At 43.9% G+C, this 18,857-nt stretch carries 15 protein-coding genes; 7 read left to right on the forward strand and 8 right to left on the reverse strand.

Going from position 1 to position 18,857, the window contains the following annotated elements:
- The first annotated feature begins 2 nt into the window (after positions 1-2).
- Entirely contained in the window at positions 3-965 is a 963-nt protein-coding gene (locus ETF27_RS04125; RefSeq protein ID WP_130830210.1) for a glycosyltransferase, read from the forward strand.
- Here ETF27_RS04125 and ETF27_RS04130 read toward each other — a convergent pair.
- The 8 genes from ETF27_RS04130 to ETF27_RS04160 form a co-directional block, all read right to left on the reverse strand.
- Positions 962-2,404 (reverse strand): lipopolysaccharide biosynthesis protein, encoded by a 1,443-nt coding sequence (locus tag ETF27_RS04130; RefSeq protein WP_130830211.1) that lies wholly within the window; start codon positions 2,402-2,404, stop codon positions 962-964. The genes ETF27_RS04125 and ETF27_RS04130 overlap by 4 nt on opposite strands.
- Positions 2,405-2,428: 24 nt before the next feature.
- Positions 2,429-3,214 (reverse strand): TIGR02757 family protein, encoded by a 786-nt coding sequence (locus ETF27_RS04135; RefSeq protein WP_240048124.1) that lies wholly within the window; start codon positions 3,212-3,214, stop codon positions 2,429-2,431.
- A 20-nt stretch (positions 3,215-3,234) separates the two neighbouring features.
- Positions 3,235-3,699 carry a thioredoxin-dependent thiol peroxidase gene (bcp, locus tag ETF27_RS04140; protein WP_130830635.1) on the reverse strand — a complete coding sequence of 155 codons (465 nt, stop codon included), beginning with the start codon at positions 3,697-3,699 and terminating at the stop codon, positions 3,235-3,237.
- 383 nt (positions 3,700-4,082) lie between these two features.
- A complete protein-coding gene (locus ETF27_RS11635; RefSeq protein ID WP_262711915.1) occupies positions 4,083-4,208 on the reverse strand; it encodes a hypothetical protein in 126 nt (41 codons plus the stop codon).
- Between the two features lie 404 nt (positions 4,209-4,612).
- A complete protein-coding gene (locus tag ETF27_RS04145; RefSeq protein WP_130830214.1) occupies positions 4,613-6,772 on the reverse strand; it encodes a helix-turn-helix domain-containing protein in 2,160 nt (719 codons plus the stop codon).
- A 562-nt stretch (positions 6,773-7,334) separates the two neighbouring features.
- Positions 7,335-8,753 (reverse strand): aspartate ammonia-lyase, encoded by a 1,419-nt coding sequence (locus ETF27_RS04150; RefSeq protein WP_130830215.1) that lies wholly within the window; start codon positions 8,751-8,753, stop codon positions 7,335-7,337.
- An 888-nt stretch (positions 8,754-9,641) separates the two neighbouring features.
- Positions 9,642-10,643, reverse strand: a complete 1,002-nt coding sequence (locus ETF27_RS04155; protein ID WP_130830216.1) for a GNAT family N-acetyltransferase — start codon at positions 10,641-10,643, stop codon at positions 9,642-9,644.
- A 47-nt stretch (positions 10,644-10,690) separates the two neighbouring features.
- Positions 10,691-11,509, reverse strand: coding sequence for a glycerol acyltransferase (locus tag ETF27_RS04160; RefSeq protein WP_130830217.1), 819 nt, complete (start codon positions 11,507-11,509; stop codon positions 10,691-10,693).
- 264 nt (positions 11,510-11,773) lie between these two features.
- On the opposite strand from ETF27_RS04160, the gene mraZ reads away from it, so the two are divergent.
- Genes mraZ through mraY form a run of 6 tightly spaced genes read left to right on the forward strand, consistent with a single transcriptional unit; the run spans position 11,774 to position 18,854 of the window.
- Positions 11,774-12,259, forward strand: coding sequence for a division/cell wall cluster transcriptional repressor MraZ (gene mraZ, locus ETF27_RS04165; protein WP_130830218.1), 486 nt, complete (start codon positions 11,774-11,776; stop codon positions 12,257-12,259).
- Complete coding sequence (rsmH, locus tag ETF27_RS04170) at positions 12,256-13,209, forward strand: 16S rRNA (cytosine(1402)-N(4))-methyltransferase RsmH (protein WP_130830219.1); 954 nt, start codon at positions 12,256-12,258, stop codon at positions 13,207-13,209. Before mraZ ends, rsmH begins: the two co-directional genes overlap by 4 nt.
- The gene (locus ETF27_RS04175; protein WP_240048125.1) at positions 13,199-13,864 is read left to right on the forward strand and encodes an FtsL-like putative cell division protein; all 666 of its coding nucleotides are present in this window, start codon (positions 13,199-13,201) and stop codon (positions 13,862-13,864) included. Before rsmH ends, ETF27_RS04175 begins: the two co-directional genes overlap by 11 nt.
- A 6-nt stretch (positions 13,865-13,870) precedes the next feature.
- On the forward strand, positions 13,871-16,024 hold the full coding sequence (locus ETF27_RS04180) for a penicillin-binding protein (RefSeq protein ID WP_130830220.1): 2,154 nt from the start codon (positions 13,871-13,873) through the stop codon (positions 16,022-16,024).
- Between the two features lie 45 nt (positions 16,025-16,069).
- Entirely contained in the window at positions 16,070-17,527 is a 1,458-nt protein-coding gene (locus ETF27_RS04185; protein WP_130830221.1) for a UDP-N-acetylmuramoyl-L-alanyl-D-glutamate--2,6-diaminopimelate ligase, read from the forward strand.
- 55 nt (positions 17,528-17,582) lie between these two features.
- Complete coding sequence (gene mraY / locus ETF27_RS04190) at positions 17,583-18,854, forward strand: phospho-N-acetylmuramoyl-pentapeptide-transferase (RefSeq protein WP_147785525.1); 1,272 nt, start codon at positions 17,583-17,585, stop codon at positions 18,852-18,854.
- The last annotated feature ends 3 nt before the right edge of the window (positions 18,855-18,857 follow it).

Consider the following 18,857-nt stretch of genomic DNA (forward strand, 5'->3'; position numbering starts at 1 on the left):
AAATGAAAGCTAACGCAAAGATATCAGTCGTAATGTGCACATACAATGGTGCAAGATTTATCCGTGAACAATTAGATTCCATTCTGCGACAATCCTGCCCGGTGCATGAAATTATTGTCCAAGACGATGGTTCGACCGATGAAACGCAAAACATTCTGAAAGAATACGCGAGAAAGGACGCAAGGATAAAAGTTTTCAAGAATGAAGAAAAACACGGAGTCAACGGCAACTTCCTATCGGCAATGAAGCGTTCTGAAGGTGATTTCATTGCTACGGCTGATCAAGACGACATCTGGGAATTGAACAAAATTGAGCTACAGATGAGAGCGATAGAGGGAAAACTACTTTGTAGCGGACTTTCGCGCCCTTTTTCAACCGATGGTTCGTTTGCATTCTTCGACCATCGGAAACGAAACGTAAACATTTTGCGCATGATGTTCTTGGGATTGCCGGGGCACACGCTGCTCTTCAGGCGCGAATTGTTGGAAGAATTGCCCTGCATTGATCACTCGATTTATCGCTACTCCATGTACGATGCAGTTCTTTCGATTGTTGCCGCAGGGAAGGAGAGTATCGTTTTCATCGATAAAGTACTTGTAAATTTTCGCAGACACTCATCGGCAACCACTTATACCGACTATAGCAGAAGCCTTCCGACTTGGAAAAACGCCATGAACAATCTGCTTTGGGGATGCAAAAATTATCGAGAAACAAAACAAAAGGTAAGTCCGCTATTCTCAGCAAAGCTCCAACTAATGCGAGACATCGTTTCCCACAGCCCGGATCTTAAAGAAGCCATCAAAATCATGGAACTGGAAATCGCTAAGGGATGGACGGATTTCCTGCGTTTACAATACCACTGCATCAAGAACTACCAAAAATTGTTTCATACCAACGGCAAAGGATTCATCAGAATCTTACGTGCCGCACTCTACCCCATCATGCAATTGCAAATGTATCGTTAGCCCTTTTTCCCACGTAGATATTCCATACATTCTGCAAGCATCTTAGAACCGCAAAGTTTCATCACCATAAAATAAAGCACTGCCGCTAAAACAATCCGAAGTAAGAGAAGAATTATCAGATTGGAAACGGATATCGTAAGGAAATAGGTTGCTGACATCACTGCCAACGTAATGAAAAGATAAGGACAGATGTCGAGCATCACATCCAAAAGTCGCACACCTATTGCACGATGTGCGAAATATTGCCAAACAAACAGCCAAAGAACACTCACCACCGTATAGACACTGACCATGAAAACAATGCCTTTGGCGTAACAAACCATCATCAATCCTATTTGCAGCACTATCAAAGCGATGGTGCAAACCATGTATATATCGGATTTTCCACGACTGATTATCAGGTTTTGGTATAAGGTATAAAAAGGCAGAAAAGCACCACTGACACACAAAATCCGCAGCAGGAGAATACTGCCGACCCACTTCTCAGACACCAAAACAACAATAAACTCATGCGCGACCATCGCCAATCCGAACATGGCAGGAAAGGCAAGGAAGGCCGTAAAACGAAGCATCTTGCGAAAAACGTTCACCTGCCGTTCGCGATTGCTGTTCACTTCCACGAGAATTGGTTGCGCTACCTGTCCTGTCGTTCCGGAAACAAAAGTACTCGCCATGGTATCCCACTTGAAAGCCTGCGTGAAGTTTCCCACAGCCGCAGCCGGATAGAGACGTCCGAAGATGACTGTCAGGAAATTTTGGCTGATTGTATTCACGATGGTTGTAATAAGGATTTTATAACTGAAAGAGAACATCCTGCAAATGGGCTTAAAATCAATCTTGAAAGACGGTCGCCACGGAACAAGGAAAAAGCGACCGAGACTTGTCAGGGAAATATAAAGCATTTGTTGCCAAGCCAAACTCCAATAGGCATAACCCTTCAACGCGAGAATGATACCGACCATGCCCGACACAAGCAGTGAAGTGATGCGCAAGAGGGCAGTTTCTCTCACCATGAGATTCTTGAAAAGATATGCCGCTGGAGCCGTCCCAACAGCCGAAAACAGCAGTGTGGCAAAGATAAAGCGCGATAAATCGACGAGCTCGGTATGATGAAAGAAGTCGGCAATGAGTGGGGCGCAAAAGAAAAGCAGGAGATAAGAGCCCCAACTCACAAAGGTGCTGAACCAAAACACGGCATTATAATCGTTGTCGGTGGCTTTTTCCAGATTTGCCAACGCCGAAGTAAACCCACTCTCTTGCAAGGCAGCTGCCACTGCGGTGAAAATAGCCAACATTCCCACCAAACCATAGTCGGAAGTGGTAAGGATGCGACTGAGAAAAATTCCGATAACAGCATTGAGCACCTGCATGGAGCCATTGTTTACAGCCCCCCAAAACAGACCTTTTGCCGTTTTCTCTTTCAACGTTTTTTGTGCCATAGCTTTATCCTCGCATAGTCCTTATCAGCCATTCACGTCTGCTCCGAAAAGCGCGAAATCGCCTTTCAACGGATCATCCGGAAAGACTCGTGCCAACTTATTCGTAAGTTGCCTTGCCGCAGTCATATTGATGGACTTTCCCTCGATGAGACCCAATCTCGCACCTTGTTGGAAGACATGCGTATCGAGAGGAATGATTAATGTCTTTTTATCGATGAAATCGCCCCAAATTCCCAAATCAACAGCTGATGGCTGACGTACCATCCAGCGCAAGAACATACACAAACGCTTACAAGAAGACCGTGTGTTTTGGGGCACCATGCCCTTGATTTGGCGAGCGGAAAAGAAGCTGCAAAGACTCTCCACTGCATCTATGCCTTGCATTTTCTCACAAGTGGCAGTGTGGGAAGCGTATTTCCGGCGTCCATAACCTTCCACATACGATCGCAGGCTGCCGTATTTCAGAAACATCTCGCGCAGAGCTTGGAAGAAGTCCACCATGGTGTGATTCGTGTACAACCGGTAAAAACACTCGAAGTCATCGGGAATATCATTCAGAAAAGCTCCAGTTCTTACCCAATCATGAGGTTCTCCGCAAGCCGCCTCCAACAGAAAACTTATTTTAGGCATAAAAACTGCTCGCGAGCCATAGCTCAGACAAGAGGCGATAAACGCCATCGTTTCTTGGTTCCGTTCACCGGATACTTGATGCATGAAGCAAGATGGGTCGTTGGCAATAAACTCCCGACACTCGTATGTCGCAGCATTTGCAATGAGTTGCTGCCTCACCTTGCCAGAAATTCTTTTCAATTCGAGAGTTGTTATATTACCTATTCTTTTTCTGCCTTGGCAAGAATTTGTTCCGCATGTTCCTTCACCTTGATTTGTTTAGGTGTGAAAACATCTTCAATTACGCCCGTTTCATCGATGATAAAGGTGGTTCTGAAAGTCCCCATGTAAGTGCGACCATACATTTTCTTCTCTCCGTAAACACCAAAGGTTTCATTCAGTGTTTTTTCCACATCGGCTATCAACGGAAAAGGCAAATCATATTTCTCAATAAACTTCTTATGCGACTTCTCATCCTGCACACTCACACCTACCACCGCATAACCTCGTTTGAGCATCAGTTCGTAGTTATCGCGCAGGTTGCAGGCTTCTGCCGTACAGCCCGGCGTGGAATCCTTAGGATAGAAATAAAGAACAAGCTTTTTCCCCTTGAAATCACTCAACTTAACTTCTTTACCATCCTGATCTTTTCCCAAAACTTCGGGTGCCTTGTCTCCTATTTGCATCATATTATTATATTTTAGAATACTACTGCAAAGATAAGTATTTATTCTTGATTTCAACAAAGTAAGTTGCTTTTAATCGGATAAAAGGAACATGACAGCCATGAAAAAGACACGTATTCAATCTGTATCGGACATTAGGAAATCGACGAAATCACATAAAAGAACAGCCCGATAATCGGTTTAGATTTATCTTCTACCAAACCGGGATAGTGCGTTTGGCAGACACTATTACACAATAGCCCTAATTACCAACCACTGGTAATCCTATTACCAACCACTGGTAATCCTATTACCAGCCATTGGTAATCCTATTACCAATGATTGGTAATTTCCTCACTAAGGACTTCCTGCCTTTTAACAGCTCTGTCGGCTTGAACGATGTTTCAGGACTTGCAAGTGATAATAATAACGATGATGGAACTTAAAATCAGGTGTAACAGACATTTAGCTTTCCTCCCAAGTCGCAAAAGGTCGAAATCAGGAAGATTATCAACGAGTTGTTTTCTCATTACTTTTTTACTGTGCCGAGAAGTTCCCTGTGCCAAGAAATAAAAAGTCTGCACCTACTCTCGCAGATACAGACCATGCCACTTAACTAAATAACTCAAAAAAATTACTTGACTCTATTTTCATTGAATAATTTTCTTCACGAAAACAGTCCAACTACTTTTGTCTGATTATTAACTTACTAATAAACTAATTCTCTTACTTGCAATGAATGGTTTTTCATTGACATTACAAAGGTATTACATTTTATTCATTCTCAAAACCATTTCACTATTTTTTTTCTCTAAAAAAGTCGATGAGGAAGAGGTATTCGTAAGTTTATGATATTATTTATCCTAATTTTCCACATCGGCAAATAAGATAACCATATTATGAACAAAAGACAACAAGATGGGAATGGACAAATTTACCCTCTCGACAAGTCCTTCTCGGCAAGTGCCATTCGAATATCGCCATAGGAAACATCCTCTCTGCATATATTTTTGATGGCAGTCAGATTTGTCTCGGTATTCACTCCTTTTATAATCCTTCTCAGATAGTTCGCTTTTTCGTTGCCAACAATTTCTTCTAAGTGTATTTCTCCCGTGGCGATATATCGGCTTAAATGTCCTTGAATGGTGGAAAGCGTGAGCCCTCGTTCGTTTGCGACCGTTTCCGGGCTCTTTCCTTGTCGGAAAAGTTTGTAGGTTACAACTTGTGTTTTCTCCTTAGGTTCGGCTTTTTCCTTCCGCTCCTTTGTTTTGCGCTTTCTCTTTCCGTCTTCGGGCAGTGTGGACAAGATTGCCTCTTGCTTCGCTTTCAGATAAAGGCTCGTGGTAAATCCCGTGCGCATGATGGTTTCCAAGAGGAGCTTTTTGGCGAGATAGGTCTGCTGCAAATCAGAAAATGCGAGTTGAAAACGCTTTGTTCCCATTTTATTGTTGCTCTCCAATGATTTTGTAAGTTCCATCAAATGCTCAAACAGCTCAGTCAGTTCGCCATAGAAATAGAGTGCGCTCTTCTTAACTCGTTCCAAGAACTCCATCGAATGTAACTTATCATTGGACATTGCCGAGATAATGCCTTCCCATTTGGACGCCACGGAAAGGATACGCTCATCCAAATCAGAAAGAGCGGTCTTGTGAAGTGCCTGCACCTTGGGATATTTATGATAAAACTCTGACACTACACGAAAAAGTGCGGTTTCATCGCGTTTTATTTCCTTAAAATCAAACAGTTCAAGCAGCAGAATTCTGTAATAAGACTCTTTCAACTCGGGCAGACGTTTGATGCTTTCTCGCGATTGTTGGGTTTGGTTTCCGATGTAACTGCTTACACGTGAATCATTAATGATGGCATTTTGATCGATAGGTGATGAAAGCACCAATCCTTCCAACGTGCGACAACGGCTCAAAGCCACATAAACTTGTCCGGAAGCAAAAGCCCATTGTGCCTCGATGATGGCGTGTTGGAAGGTGAGTCCCTGACTTTTGTGAATCGTTATAGCCCACGCCAATCGCAGGGGATATTGCGTGAAAGTGCCCAATACCTCGGATTGTATTTGTTTGGTTTGCTCGTTGAGCGTGTATTTCGTGTTTTCCCATGTGTTAGACTGAACATCAATGGCTTCGGTATCTCCCGAACACAAGATTTTAATTTGCTTTTCATTGATTTCAACTATATAGCCAATGCGCCCATTGTAGTATTTTCCATCCGGATCATTGTGAATAAACATCACCTGTGCGTTACGCTTGAGCTTCAACTCATAATCTGCCGGATAATTATAATCCGGGAACTGACCGCTCGTTTCCGCCGTAAAGGTATATTCCCGGTCAGACAAGTCTCGCAGTTGGCGACGGTTGTAGTCGTGAGCCATCCGGTTATGTGTTGTGAGTCGGATGTACCCGCTATCGGGCGGTGGTGTAAAACCGGGAATATAGCGTTGGTTGAGCTGTCGAAGGTCGTCCGGCGTGGTTAGTCCGCAACGAATATGATTTAAGATAGACACGAAATTATTGTCTTGTTGCCTATAGACCTTGTTCAATTCTATGGTAACATATTGTATGTTCTTCAGAGACTGCGAACTAAAGAAGTAGGGTGTATCATAATATTTCCGCAGCAAATCCTCCTCGTTCGGACGAACCACAGGTGTGAGCTGTTGCAAATCGCCAATCATCAGCAATTGGACGCCTCCAAAGGGTTGGGTGTGATTTCTGAAACGACGAAGCACGGAATCGATTGCATCGAGTGTATCCGCTCTCACCATACTTATTTCATCGATAATAAGGAGGTCGAGTGTACGTAGAATCTTACGTTTTTCCTTGCTGAAATTGAATTTTGATTCTATCCTCGCTTCAGGAACAAAAGGAGAAAGTGGAAGTTGAAAGAACGAATGGATGGTAACGCCACCGGCGTTGATAGCTGCTACGCCCGTGGGGGCTACCACAATAATGCGCTTCTTACTGTGTTTTTTCACGACACGGAGAAAGGTTGTCTTTCCGGTGCCGGCTTTTCCGGTAAGAAAGATGCTTATTCCCGTGTGTTCCACAAAGTCCCAGGCTGTCCTCAGTTCGTCGTTTTTCTCCATTTCGCTACCTTTCTGCTTTTCGTAACAAAAGTACGGAAAATATTTGCTTCATCCAAAAATCAGGATGGATAAGAGTCCACTCACTTGACATAAAGCAATTAAACGGCATCTTTTTGGAAAAAAGGAGGGAAACGACTTGCTTCAAAAGAATTGTGGCAGTACCTTTGCATTTGAAAACAAGAAAAATAATAACATAAAGAACGAGAGCAAAGGGCTCTCAGAAAGGTAAAAAGATCATGTTTACAATATTTTTAATCGCTGCGATAGTGGTATTAACCATAGCGAAAGCTATCAACGTGAACCACGATTTGAACGCTTGAGAAAATAAAATTTAGTGGAATAATAATTGAAAAATCCCGGTATCCATCCAAACGGTGCGATACCGGGATTTTCTTGTTCGGTGTTTCATTTGTGGAACGAGGTCTAAAATCTCTAACTCCTCACCAGCGGAGCTTCGTTGTCCACAGCTTCGTTCGAGATTTGGAAAGAGTAAATCCATAAATCGTGCACACACGAGCTATGAAAGCCGTGTACACACGATTTATTACAAAAGACAATCTTTTTATTTCACTCTTTCCTCAGAACCTAACATGTGTTCCGGAGAGAGTATCTTATCGAGCTGTTCCTTAGAAAGAACATTCTGTTTCAGTATGAGATCATAAACAGAAGCTCCTGTTTCCAAAGCTTCTTTGGCAATCTTCGTACTGTTCTTATATCCGATATATGGGTTGAGTGCCGTTACGATGCCAATAGAATGTTTAACCATTTCGCTGGTGTGCTCCGCATTTACGGTGATACCGTCGATACACTTCTCGCGAAGGGTATTCATCGCGTTGGTCATCCATGTAATATCCTCTGTCAGACATTGCATGATGATTGGCTCCATCACGTTCAACTGTAACTGACCGGCTTCAGCTGCCATCATGATAGTTGTATCGTTGCCCATCACTTTGAAACAAGTCTGATTGGTTACTTCAGGTATTACCGGATTAACCTTACCCGGCATGATGCTTGAACCCGGTGCCATCGGTGGCAGGTTGATTTCATGAAGGCCACAACGCGGACCCGAAGCCATCAAGCGAAGATCGTTGCAAATCTTAGACAATCGTATTGCCAAATGCTTCATTGCCTGGCTATAGCCAACATAGTCGCCGGTGTCGGGTGTGGCAGCAACAAGATCTTTTGCAGGTTTGAATTCCATACCTGTCAGTTCGGAAAGTTTCTTAGCGCAGATTTCCGGGAAGCCGGGAGCAGCGTTCAAGCCTGTTCCGATAGCCGTTCCACCCATATTGATTTCGTGAAGCAATGCGGCAGCATCGTTTAAATTCTTGATTTCATTTTCCAATGTGTTGGCAAAAGCATTAAATTCCTGTCCCGCAGTCATGGGAACGGCATCCTGCAACTGTGTGCGTCCCATCTTAATAACGCTCTTGAACTCTTCCCCTTTGGCACGGAAGGAAGCCACAAGTTTTGTCAATGCCTCAACAAGCGTTTTGTTCATGCGAATCAACGCCAAACGAATGGTCGTTGGATAAGCATCGTTGGTGGACTGACCACAATTGGCATGATCGTTGGGAGCGCAATACTTGTGTTCGCCTTTCTTATGACCGAGTATTTCGCAAGCACGATTTGCAATCACCTCATTGGCATTCATATTCACGGAAGTGCCCGCACCGCCCTGAACCATGTCGGTAACGAAATCTTCATGGAACTTGCCATCGATGATTTCACGACAAGCCTGTGCCATGGCGTCGCAAATTTCATCGTTGATTTCTCCAAGTTCGCGATTCGTTTCGGAAGCAGCCAGTTTCACATAAGCAGCCGCGATGACATAATCGGGATAATCACACATTCTCATGGTTGAGATTTTGTAATTATTCACTGCGCGCTGAGTCTGCACTCCATAGTAGGAATCAGCCGGAACCTGAAGTTCTCCAAGAAGGTCGCTTTCTATACGAAAAGCCTTTTCTTTGTTGTCCATAACTTTTTAATTTAAGATTAAGTTTTATTTATAAATCAAATATTCATTATTCAATCGTTCAACTTGCTCCTTTGCGAGTGCGAAAGAAGCAAGTGAGCGAATCATTATCATCAATTATTCCGCATATACCAAGTTCTACTCCTCTCTCGCGCCTCAAAGAAGATGGGTGTCAAGACGATGGGCAGTTCTTTGGCAACAAGGGTTGATGGCATCGTTGTTAATTCGTCCTATATACTTTGCAAAAGTAGCCATTTATTATAGGGATAAATAAGAATTTATGAGAATTGTCCTCCTCATTAACTTACTTTAACTTCAGGCTGTAATTTCAAAATCTGTAATGCTTACAAAACAGAGTGCGATTACTTGCAAATGAAGCCCCTTGAAAGGGTATCAAGTGCATTTTAGAAATTATCATCCAAAGATAATTAATGATTGTGAACTTTTTTTACAAACAGTCGCAAATCATGGGCATATTTTCGTTTCAAAGAATATCTGCCCACAAATAACACAATGGTTGGCAATTAAGCTAATCAATTGATTAACTGTACAATATGAGCATACCGAAAGATTTACTCTGAGCGAATATGCTTTAATTAATGCAGTTTTTAACACAAAAGGCTAAGCTTTTGTGTTTTAATAGCTAAGCTTTCGGATTGCAAAAGCTTAGCTTTCGAATTGCAATAAGTGTGCTTTTGCAAAAAAGGCCCGATAAAAGCGAAAAAACATGTTTCTTTTTGGCAGAAAAGAGCAACCGTTTGGCTCTATTTTTTCTAAAACCGCATTTTTTGAAAGCATTATTTTTGGTTATTTATCTTTACAAAAAGGCATCTAAAGTTTCATGGGGTAGAAAATTATGGAGCGGCATAAGGTGAGAGACGGACAGAATAATCAATTCACATGTCCCTTGTCGCGATAAATAACGTTATTCGCGCCACTTGTGATGTGCAACACTTCCGGATGATCCTTCACGAAGCTTTCGATATGTCGGATGCGTTTCTCTTCAAAAATTTCGTCCACGGCAATCAAGATACCGGTTTCTTCCACTTCGCCAAAGCCGTAATTGATGGCGGTTCCGAAAAGTCGCATCGTGGGAGAGAGGTTCATGTAAGCATTCACCAATGGCGGAATGTTGTAGCCCAATTGTCGAATTTGCCGATTTAGGATACGGTAGTCCTCCTTGAAATTATCTCCGGCAAACAAACCCTCAAATTCTTCCTCCGGAGTATCAATTTTCAACGGTTTTATCGGGATAATCAGGTTGTCTTTATCTCCAAAATATTTTCTCAGGAAGTAGAGTATCATGTCGCGTCCGCGTCGGATATAGGACGGATACATTGTCATTTTTCCAAAGTAATACTTACATTCTGGATTGAGCACCATCAAAGCTCCCAACCCATCCCAAAGGTTATCCAAAGCGAAAATGCTCTTGCTGTTTTTCCTGCCGTTTTGGTATTCAAGCGAAACGAATGAGCGTCCCAGTTCCACGGTGTAAGGAGCAAATTCCTTCATGAACTTCTCCGAGAAATGGAACATGTGACTTGTCGCGACAACCGGCTGCCCATTGGGTTGTAAATGCCAATCTGAGCCGAAGATATATCTGTACCCCCCGATGATTTCCTCCATTTCCGGATTCCAAACAATCAATTGCTTGCAGCCATCGGGCATCAAGTCGAATTCATCAATGTCTTTCGCTTTCCCGGTTCCGCCCCCGGCACTGCGAAACGCTATTTCTCTGAGTCGCCCTATTTCATCCATCAAATGGGGCGCCTCGACAGCGGATGCCACATAAATTTCGTTATGACTCTTGTTTGTCGCCCGAAGCAATCTATCCGGGGTGAGTTCGCTCTTGAGGAGTTCTTTATTTACAGGCTGAATTATCTCTTCTTCCATATCCATCATGATTATTTTTATAGCAGCCGGTTTCCCTCGCTGCATTATCAGGCAAGTTCATAGACTTTACTTCTTACAAATTGTGCCCATTCCATCGGTGTTTTGCTCTTATCGAATGTCTGCCATGGAATAGGCTTACCTATGGAAATCTTAAATGTTTTTCCTACATTTTTATACATCTCATCCACGAGGAAGAGCATTGCTATATTCACTTTCCTGAGGTATTTATCGCTGAAATGCGCTATTCTATAGAACCGCTCCGAGTTTTGCCCACTGAAATGAATCGGAACTACGTCGCGTTGGGTCTCCACACTTTTGGAAATAAAGGTCTTTTTCCAAGGCAAATCCTGTATCTTTCCGTTGATTTTCCGACTGTTCAGCCCTGCCGGGAACATCAGCATGTGATTATCGCTTGCAAAGCCCACCTCTACCATCCGTGGAAAATCCCTGCTTTGTTTGCCCGTTTTATTGATTCCGATGCTCACCGGTTTTAATCCGGGAAGATTGAGCAACAAGTCATTTACCAAATAACGAAACTTCCCATCATAATGTTGTCCTATTATCGAGCCTAAAGCCACTCCGTCCTGCCCTCCCAAAGGATGATTGGAAACAAAAGTATATAATTTACCATCGTTCTTTGCAGGCAGATTGTCCATTCCTTCCAATTTCAACGTCATGTCAAGGTAGCGAACACACTCGTTTAACCATTCCGTACCTGACTTATCGCGACTTTTCCACAAAAAGTCATTCACCTCGTCTTCGTGTATGATGTGTTTTAACCAATTCACCGCAAAGCAAGGCACGTATTTGGCTCTCGTACCCATCTTGTCGGCAAGGATTTTGTCCACCTCGATGGTTTTTTCCATTTTCGTTCTTTGAACTTAATAATAACTTACTGAATGCAAAAATAACGAAACCTTTTGAAATAAATGGCGATTTCTCAAAGAAAATGTAAAAAATTCACAACTTTGACATAAGATTTACCAAGATATTTAAATTACAAGAAGATTTCTCAAGCTGTTAAAAATCATAAAAAACCAACTTTTCGACAAATATCGTGGCGTACAGTGGGGATATGTGGGGAATTTTGTATAACTTTGAACCGAATTTCAATTATTAAATAAGTACGCATGCGGTTTTTAGGAAGTACGGAAGCAAAAATAGATGTCAAAGGACGGGCTTTTCTCCCCGCCGGATTTCGCAAGGTATTGGGCACTTTCGGAACTGATTCGCTCATTCTCCGAAAAGATGTCTTTCAGGATTGCCTTGTGCTTTATCCCGAATGCGTATGGAATGAAATGTTGGATTGCCTGCGCCAAAAACTGAACCGTTGGAACAAGCGCGACCAAATGGTCTATCGACAGTTTGTATCCGATGTAGAAATGATCACACTTGATGGCAACGGACGCTTTCTGATTCCGAAACGTTACATAAAAATGGCGCATATAGAGCAGAGCATACGGTTCATCGGCATGGATGACTGCATTGAATTGTGGAGCACCGACAACCCAAGCCGGTTCTTAAACGCCGACGACTTCTCAAAGGCAATGGAAGACACGATGGGGAAAACAATAGGTGCGGATAACGAAACGACAAAAACCAATCGCGCGGAATGATAAAGACCGCAGCCACATATCACGTTCCCGTCTTGCTAAAAGAAAGCATTGATGGTTTGAACATTCACCCCGAAGGCATCTATGTTGATGTTACTTTCGGCGGTGGGGGACATAGCAGAGAAATTCTCTCTCGACTGAGCGAAAAAGGACACCTCTTCAGCTTCGACCAAGATGCCGATGCGGAAGAAAATATTAAGACGCTGAGCGACTTAAGGGAGATGCCGAAAAACTTTACGTTTGTCCGATCAAACTTCAGATACCTCAGAAACTGGATGCAGTATTATGGCATTGAACGGATAGACGGACTGTTAGGCGACTTAGGGGTGAGCAGCCACCACTTCGATGATGAAGAACGAGGGTTCTCTTTCAGATTCGATGCACCACTCGACATGAGAATGAACAAACGCGCGGGCAGGACGGCTGCCGATATCCTTGAGAATTACAAAGAAGAAGAGCTTGCCAACATTTTCTATCTCTACGGAGAACTGAGAAACTCAAGACAAATTGCAGCGGCAGTGATGGAGAATAGACAAAAAAATCCCATACGTACAACCAAAGACTTTCAAGCCGTAGTAGAACCATTGTTCAGGAAAGAGCGTGGGAAGAAAGAAACGGCAAAACTCTTCCAAGCCCTGCGCATAGAAGTAAATCATGAGATGGACGCGCTCCGTGAGATGCTCGAAGCCGCAAAAGACCTATTGCGCCCCGGAGGCAGGCTCAGCGTAATCACCTATCACTCTCTGGAAGACAGGCTGGTAAAAAACATCATGAAATCCGGAAACATCGAGGGAAAGATAAAGAAAGACTTTTATGGGAATGTCGATGCCCCCTTCCGCCTCATCAACAACAAAATCATTGCTCCGAGCAAAGAAGAACAAGCCATCAACCCACGAAGCAGAAGCGCAAAACTGAGAATCGCTGAAAAGATGCCAAATGAACATGAAGGATAAAAACATCGGAAAGACACCGGCAACCACCGAACAAGGGTTCGAGGGAAATGCTGTTGAAAAGATGCCCGACGCTGAAATGGACGCCGCGCTCAGACTATCGTTAGATACCGATGTACAAGAAGGCATCAAGTTGGAAATCAACGAAAAGACAGAAGCCGAGGACGAAACTTCGAATAGCCGGCAAGGGGGGAAACTTCACGAAGCAGAAGACGCGAAAGAAAAAGTCAAAAAAGAAGCAGAAGAAAAAGAAAGAGAGAGAATAGAACAGGAGAGAGAAACGCTTAAAGCTGCCATTGCGGAACAGGCGCGAGAAGACGAGCAACCGGCTTCTGCCAACTTCACATTGAAAAAGATCTTGGGTGGCGACATTTTATATGCCCATCTGCTGCGGAATAATATATGGCTGATTATACTCATGGTGGCTTTCATCATCGTTTATATATCCAATCGATACAGCGTACAAAAAGATTTAATCGAGATAGACCGATTGACGTTAGAGCTCGAGGATGCCAAATATCGGGCTTTGTCCAGCAGCAGCCAGCTGACAGAGAGGACGCGAGAAAGCCACGTGTTAGAGATACTAAAGACAAACAAGGACAGCGTGCTGAAAATGTCATCTCGTCCACCGTTCATCATCAATGTACCAGAAGATTAAGAAGATATGAGCAAATTCAATAACAGAAAAATCATTCCCCGGTACAGCGTCATCGCCATCGTAATGGTGCTTTGCTCAATAAGCATACTCGGCAAAGCGGTCTATACCATGACCGTAAAACGAAATTATTGGATGGAAGTATCGGAGAAACAGAAAAAAGACAGCGTTCCCATAATTCCCACGCGCGGAAACATTCTCAGTGCCGATGGGGAGCTTATGGCAAGCTCGTTGCCGGAATTTAAAATATACATGGACTTCGATGCCTTAAAAAAGGCAGGAAACGACACAGCTTTCATGGATAGCATCAACTTCATCGCAAATGGTTTGAACGAACTATTCCCGGAGAAACCGGCATTGAGTTTCAAGAAAGAATTGATGGAAGCAATGGAAGCGAACCGACGCCACTTCCCCATCTATGGGAAACGCATTGACTACAATACATTCAAGGAGGTACAGAAACTCCCCATATTCCACCTTTCTATATATAAGAGCGGATTCCATTGGGAGGAATTCAATGCACGCAGACGACCATTCGGATCGTTAGCGAAACGCACCGTGGGCGACCTTTATGGCGCGAAAGATACGGCAAGATGCGGACTGGAACTTTATTACGACAAGATTCTTCGCGGAACTGACGGAATAAAGCATCGCAGAAAAGTAAGAAACAAGTTTCTTGATATCACCGACACACCACCTATCGACGGCGCCGACATCGTTACGACAATAGACGTGGGGATGCAAGACCTTGCCGAGCGTGCTCTCGTAAACGAATTGAAAGACATCAATGCCAACGTGGGTGTGGCAATTGTCATGGAGGTGGCAACCGGAGACATCAAAGCCATCGTAAATCTCGACAAGTGCGATGATGGCGAATACCGCGAAATCAAGAATCATGCGGTAAGCGACTTACTGGAACCGGGTTCTGTTTTCAAGACAGCTTCCATCATGGTTGCACTTGATGAAGGTGTAACCGACACTACATACATGGTGGAAACAGGTGGTGGCGTATGGAATATGTACGGTCGCGACATGAAAGATCACAATTGGCGACGCGGAGGTTATGGCACACTTATGCTGCCGTGGACACTAAAGTACAGTTCCAACGTGGGGGTAAGTCGCATCATCGATATGCACTATCACAAAAACCCGGAAAAGTTCGTAAAAGGGATTTACAAATTGGGATTGGCAGACGATCTGAAAATCCCCATCATCGGCTATTCCCCCGCCATCATTCGAATGCCACATAAGAACAAACATAACCAATACACCAATTGGAGTGCAACGGCATTGCCATGGATGAGCATTGGTTATGAAACGCAAGTACCCCCAATTTCCACGCTTACTTTCTACAATGCCATTGCCAACAACGGAAAAATGGTGAGACCGCGTTTCGTAAAACAGGTGGTAAAAAATGGAGAAGTACTCATAGATTATCCGCCACAGGTAGTACGCGAAAGCATAGCGAAAGAATCCACGATTACGCAAATTCAGCGAATACTGACCGAAGTGGTTTCAGAGGGATTAGGTAAGCGTGCCGGTTCGGACAAATTTGCAGTAGCCGGAAAAACCGGTACGGCACAGATGTCGAAAGGAGCACTGGGGTATAAATCCGGGGTTACCAACTATCTGCTGAGCTTTGCCGGTTATTTCCCCGCCGACAACCCACGGTACAGTTGCATTGTCTGCATTCAGAAATCGGGACTACCTGCTTCCGGAGGCGGAATGAGTGGTTTGGTATTCCATAACATTGCTGAAGGCATCATGGCACAGAGCTTAAAACTCAGCGTTACGGATGCAAAGGACTCCTTGTCGAGCCTCATCCCAACCGTAAAATTGGGGAATCTGCTTGCAACGGACTATGTGCTCAACAGTTTAGGCTTCAACGTCAAGAATGGTTGGAACGGTGCTTATCCGTTCGGAGCGCCAATTTGGGGAAGCATGGAAAGCGACAAAAACGGCATGAGACTTACCCGGCAACCCACAAACGCAAGCAATTCGATGCCCGACGTCCGCGGAATGGGAGCCAGAGATGCTGTTTTTATGCTGGAAAAGAAAGGATTAAAAGTGAGAATCAACGGCAGGGGGAAAGTACTCAGGCAGTCGATTGGAACCGGAGAAAAGATAAGAAAAGGAATGGTTTGTGTGTTATCGCTCGGATAATCAACACACGCTATTTCAAAAAAGATATAGTTAAAGATGAAAACTATGAAACTACATGATTTACTGAAGTCTGTAAGACCCCTGAACATAAAGGGAAAAGATGATGTCGAGATTACAGGCATCAACATTGACAGTCGCAAAATAGAGAAAGGTCAGATGTTCATTGCCGTAAAAGGCACGCAAACGGATGGGCATCGCTTCATTTCAAAGGCAATAGAGTTGGGAGCTACGGCTGTTTTGTTGGAAGACATGCCCGAAAAGCCTGCCGACAATGTAACCTACATTCAAGTAAAATCCACTGAAGAAGCCGTTGGCAATGTGGCGACAACGTTCTACGGAAATCCATCGCGCAAGCTCAAGCTGGTGGGAGTAACGGGAACGAACGGAAAAACGACCATAGCGACATTGTTATACCATATGTTTCGGAAATTCGGAGCAAAGACCGGACTCATATCAACAGTGTGCAACTACATTGACGATGTGGAAGTACCTGCCGACCACACCACTCCGGATCCCATAGAACTCAATCAACTATTGCAAAAGATGGTGGAAGCCGGCTGTGAATACGCCTTCATGGAGTGTTCCAGTCATGCCATTCACCAAAGACGGATAGGCGGATTGAAATTCACGGGTGGGTTGTTCACCAATCTTACCAGAGATCATCTTGATTATCACAAGACTTTTGAGAATTATCGAAACGCCAAGAAAATGTTTTTCGATGAATTACCAAAAGACGCCTTTGCCATTACCAACGCAGATGATAAGAACGGAATGGTAATGGTTCAGAATTGCAAGGCAAAAATCAAAACCTATTCCATCAAGCGAATGGCGGATTTCCGCGCAAAAATACTCGAAAGTCATTTTGAAGGCATGTACCTTGAGATTGACGGCAAGGAAGTGGGTGTGCAATTTATCGGAAAGTTCAACGTGAGCAATCTGCTCGCGGTTTATGGATGCGCAATCATGTTGGGCAAACAGCCCGATGACATACTATTGGCTCTCAGCACCTTGAAGAGCGTTAATGGCAGGTTGGAACCCATCAACTCACCTGAAGGCATTACCGCCGTGGTGGATTACGCTCACACGCCGGACGCATTGGAAAACGTGTTGATGGCAATCCATGACGTACTTGACGGTAAAGGTGGAAAGGTGATTACCGTATGTGGTGCCGGAGGCAACCGCGATAAGGGAAAACGACCACTAATGGCGGTAGAAGCCGTGAGACGGAGCGACAAAGTCATTCTCACCAGCGACAATCCGAGAGACGAAGATCCACAAGTCATTATCGATGATATGCTGGAAGGGCTTGACAACACCCAGAAGAAAAAAGTAATCAGCATCACAGACCGGCGCGAAGCCATCCGCACGGCATGTATGATGGCAGAGAAAGGAGACGTTATTCTCATTGCCGGCAAGGGGCACGAGACCTATCAGGAAATCAAGGGTGTGAAACATCACTTCGATGACCACGAGATAGTAAAGGAGATATTCGGCACTAAATAGCTCTCTCGAAAAAAAGAAGCAAAAAAGCAGTCATAAACAAAAAGACAAAGATATTATGTTGTACTACATCTTCCGTTGGCTCGATCATTTTGGCATCAGCGGTTCCCACTTATGGGGCTACATCAGTTTCCGCGCCATACTGGCATTGATACTGGCATTGGTAATATCCGCATGGTTTGGTGAAAAGTTTATTAAATACTTGAAGAGCAAACAAATCACCGAAACCCAACGCGACGCGAGCATTGACCCTTTTGGCATCAACAAAATTGGTGTTCCATCTATGGGGGGAATTATCATTATTATGGCTTTGCTCATCCCGGTATTGTTGCTTGGTCGCCTACGCAACATCTATCTCATCCTAATGGTTATCACCACGATTTGGCTGGGATTCCTCGGTGGCATGGACGATTACATAAAGATATTCAAACACAATAAAGATGGGCTGAAAGGGAAGTACAAGATTATCGGACAGTTTACCATTGGTTTGATAGTCGGGCTGGTTTTGTGGGCTTCTCCTGATGTTAAGGCTAACATCAATGTAGAAGTGAGCAATAAAAACGACAAGGAGATTGTGGTGAAACACAAAGATGAAGCCGAAAAGACGCTCAAGACAACAATACCCTTTATCAAGAATCACAATCTTGATTATTCCGGGATTATGTCGTTTTGCGGTAAGCACAAAACCGCTGCCGGCTGGATATTATTTGTCATTATGACCATCTTTGTGGTTACGGCAGTTTCCAACGGTGCCAATCTCAATGACGGAATGGATGGGATGTGCGCGGGAAACTCAGCCATCATCGGGGTTGCGCTGGGCATATTGGCATACGTCAGCAGTCATATAGAATATGCGGCTTATCTAAATATCATGTACATTCCCGACTCCGAAGAATTGGTAGTGTTCTTCATGGCATTCATCGGTGCGCTGATAGGTTTCCTTTGGTACAACGCTTATCCCGCGCAAGTGTTCATGGGCGACACCGGAAGCCTTACCATCGGTGGCATCATAGCTGTCGGAGCCATCATCATCCACAAAGAATTGTTATTACCCATCCTCTGCGGAATTTTCTTTGTGGAAAGTCTGAGCGTGATTATTCAAGTATATTACTTCAAGACGGGAAAACGCAAAGGCATTAAGCGTCGCATATTCAAGCGTACTCCCATTCACGACAATTTCCGCACACAAGAGAGTCAGTTAGATCCGGAGTGCACTTATCTGATAAAGACGCCCCACTCTGCCATTCATGAGAGCAAGATAACCATTCGTTTTTGGATCATTACCATCATTCTTGCCGCACTGACCATTATAACATTGAAGATAAGATAGAAG

It is taken from the genome of Prevotella brunnea, from assembly GCF_008016795.1.
GTDB classification, from domain to species: domain Bacteria; phylum Bacteroidota; class Bacteroidia; order Bacteroidales; family Bacteroidaceae; genus Prevotella; species Prevotella brunnea.

Bases quoted from the DNA above. Each gene is read 5' to 3' on its own strand.
- ETF27_RS04125 (WP_130830210.1), top strand. From the start codon at position 3: ATGAAAGCTAACGCAAAGATATCAGTCGTAATGTGCACATACAATGGT.
- bcp (WP_130830635.1), bottom strand. From the start codon at position 3,699: ATGCAAATAGGAGACAAGGCACCCGAAGTTTTGGGAAAAGATCAGGAT.
- ETF27_RS04155 (WP_130830216.1), bottom strand. From the start codon at position 10,643: ATGGAAGAAGAGATAATTCAGCCTGTAAATAAAGAACTCCTCAAGAGC.
- ETF27_RS04180 (WP_130830220.1), top strand. From the start codon at position 13,871: ATGAGCAAATTCAATAACAGAAAAATCATTCCCCGGTACAGCGTCATC.
- ETF27_RS04130 (WP_130830211.1), bottom strand. From the start codon at position 2,404: ATGGCACAAAAAACGTTGAAAGAGAAAACGGCAAAAGGTCTGTTTTGG.
- ETF27_RS11635 (WP_262711915.1), bottom strand. From the start codon at position 4,208: ATGAGAAAACAACTCGTTGATAATCTTCCTGATTTCGACCTTTTGCGA.
- ETF27_RS04150 (WP_130830215.1), bottom strand. From the start codon at position 8,753: ATGGACAACAAAGAAAAGGCTTTTCGTATAGAAAGCGACCTTCTTGGA.
- rsmH (WP_130830219.1), top strand. From the start codon at position 12,256: ATGATAAAGACCGCAGCCACATATCACGTTCCCGTCTTGCTAAAAGAA.
- ETF27_RS04175 (WP_240048125.1), top strand. From the start codon at position 13,199: ATGAAGGATAAAAACATCGGAAAGACACCGGCAACCACCGAACAAGGG.
- mraY (WP_147785525.1), top strand. From the start codon at position 17,583: ATGTTGTACTACATCTTCCGTTGGCTCGATCATTTTGGCATCAGCGGT.
- mraZ (WP_130830218.1), top strand. From the start codon at position 11,774: ATGCGGTTTTTAGGAAGTACGGAAGCAAAAATAGATGTCAAAGGACGG.
- ETF27_RS04160 (WP_130830217.1), bottom strand. From the start codon at position 11,509: ATGGAAAAAACCATCGAGGTGGACAAAATCCTTGCCGACAAGATGGGT.
- ETF27_RS04145 (WP_130830214.1), bottom strand. From the start codon at position 6,772: ATGGAGAAAAACGACGAACTGAGGACAGCCTGGGACTTTGTGGAACAC.
- ETF27_RS04185 (WP_130830221.1), top strand. From the start codon at position 16,070: ATGAAACTACATGATTTACTGAAGTCTGTAAGACCCCTGAACATAAAG.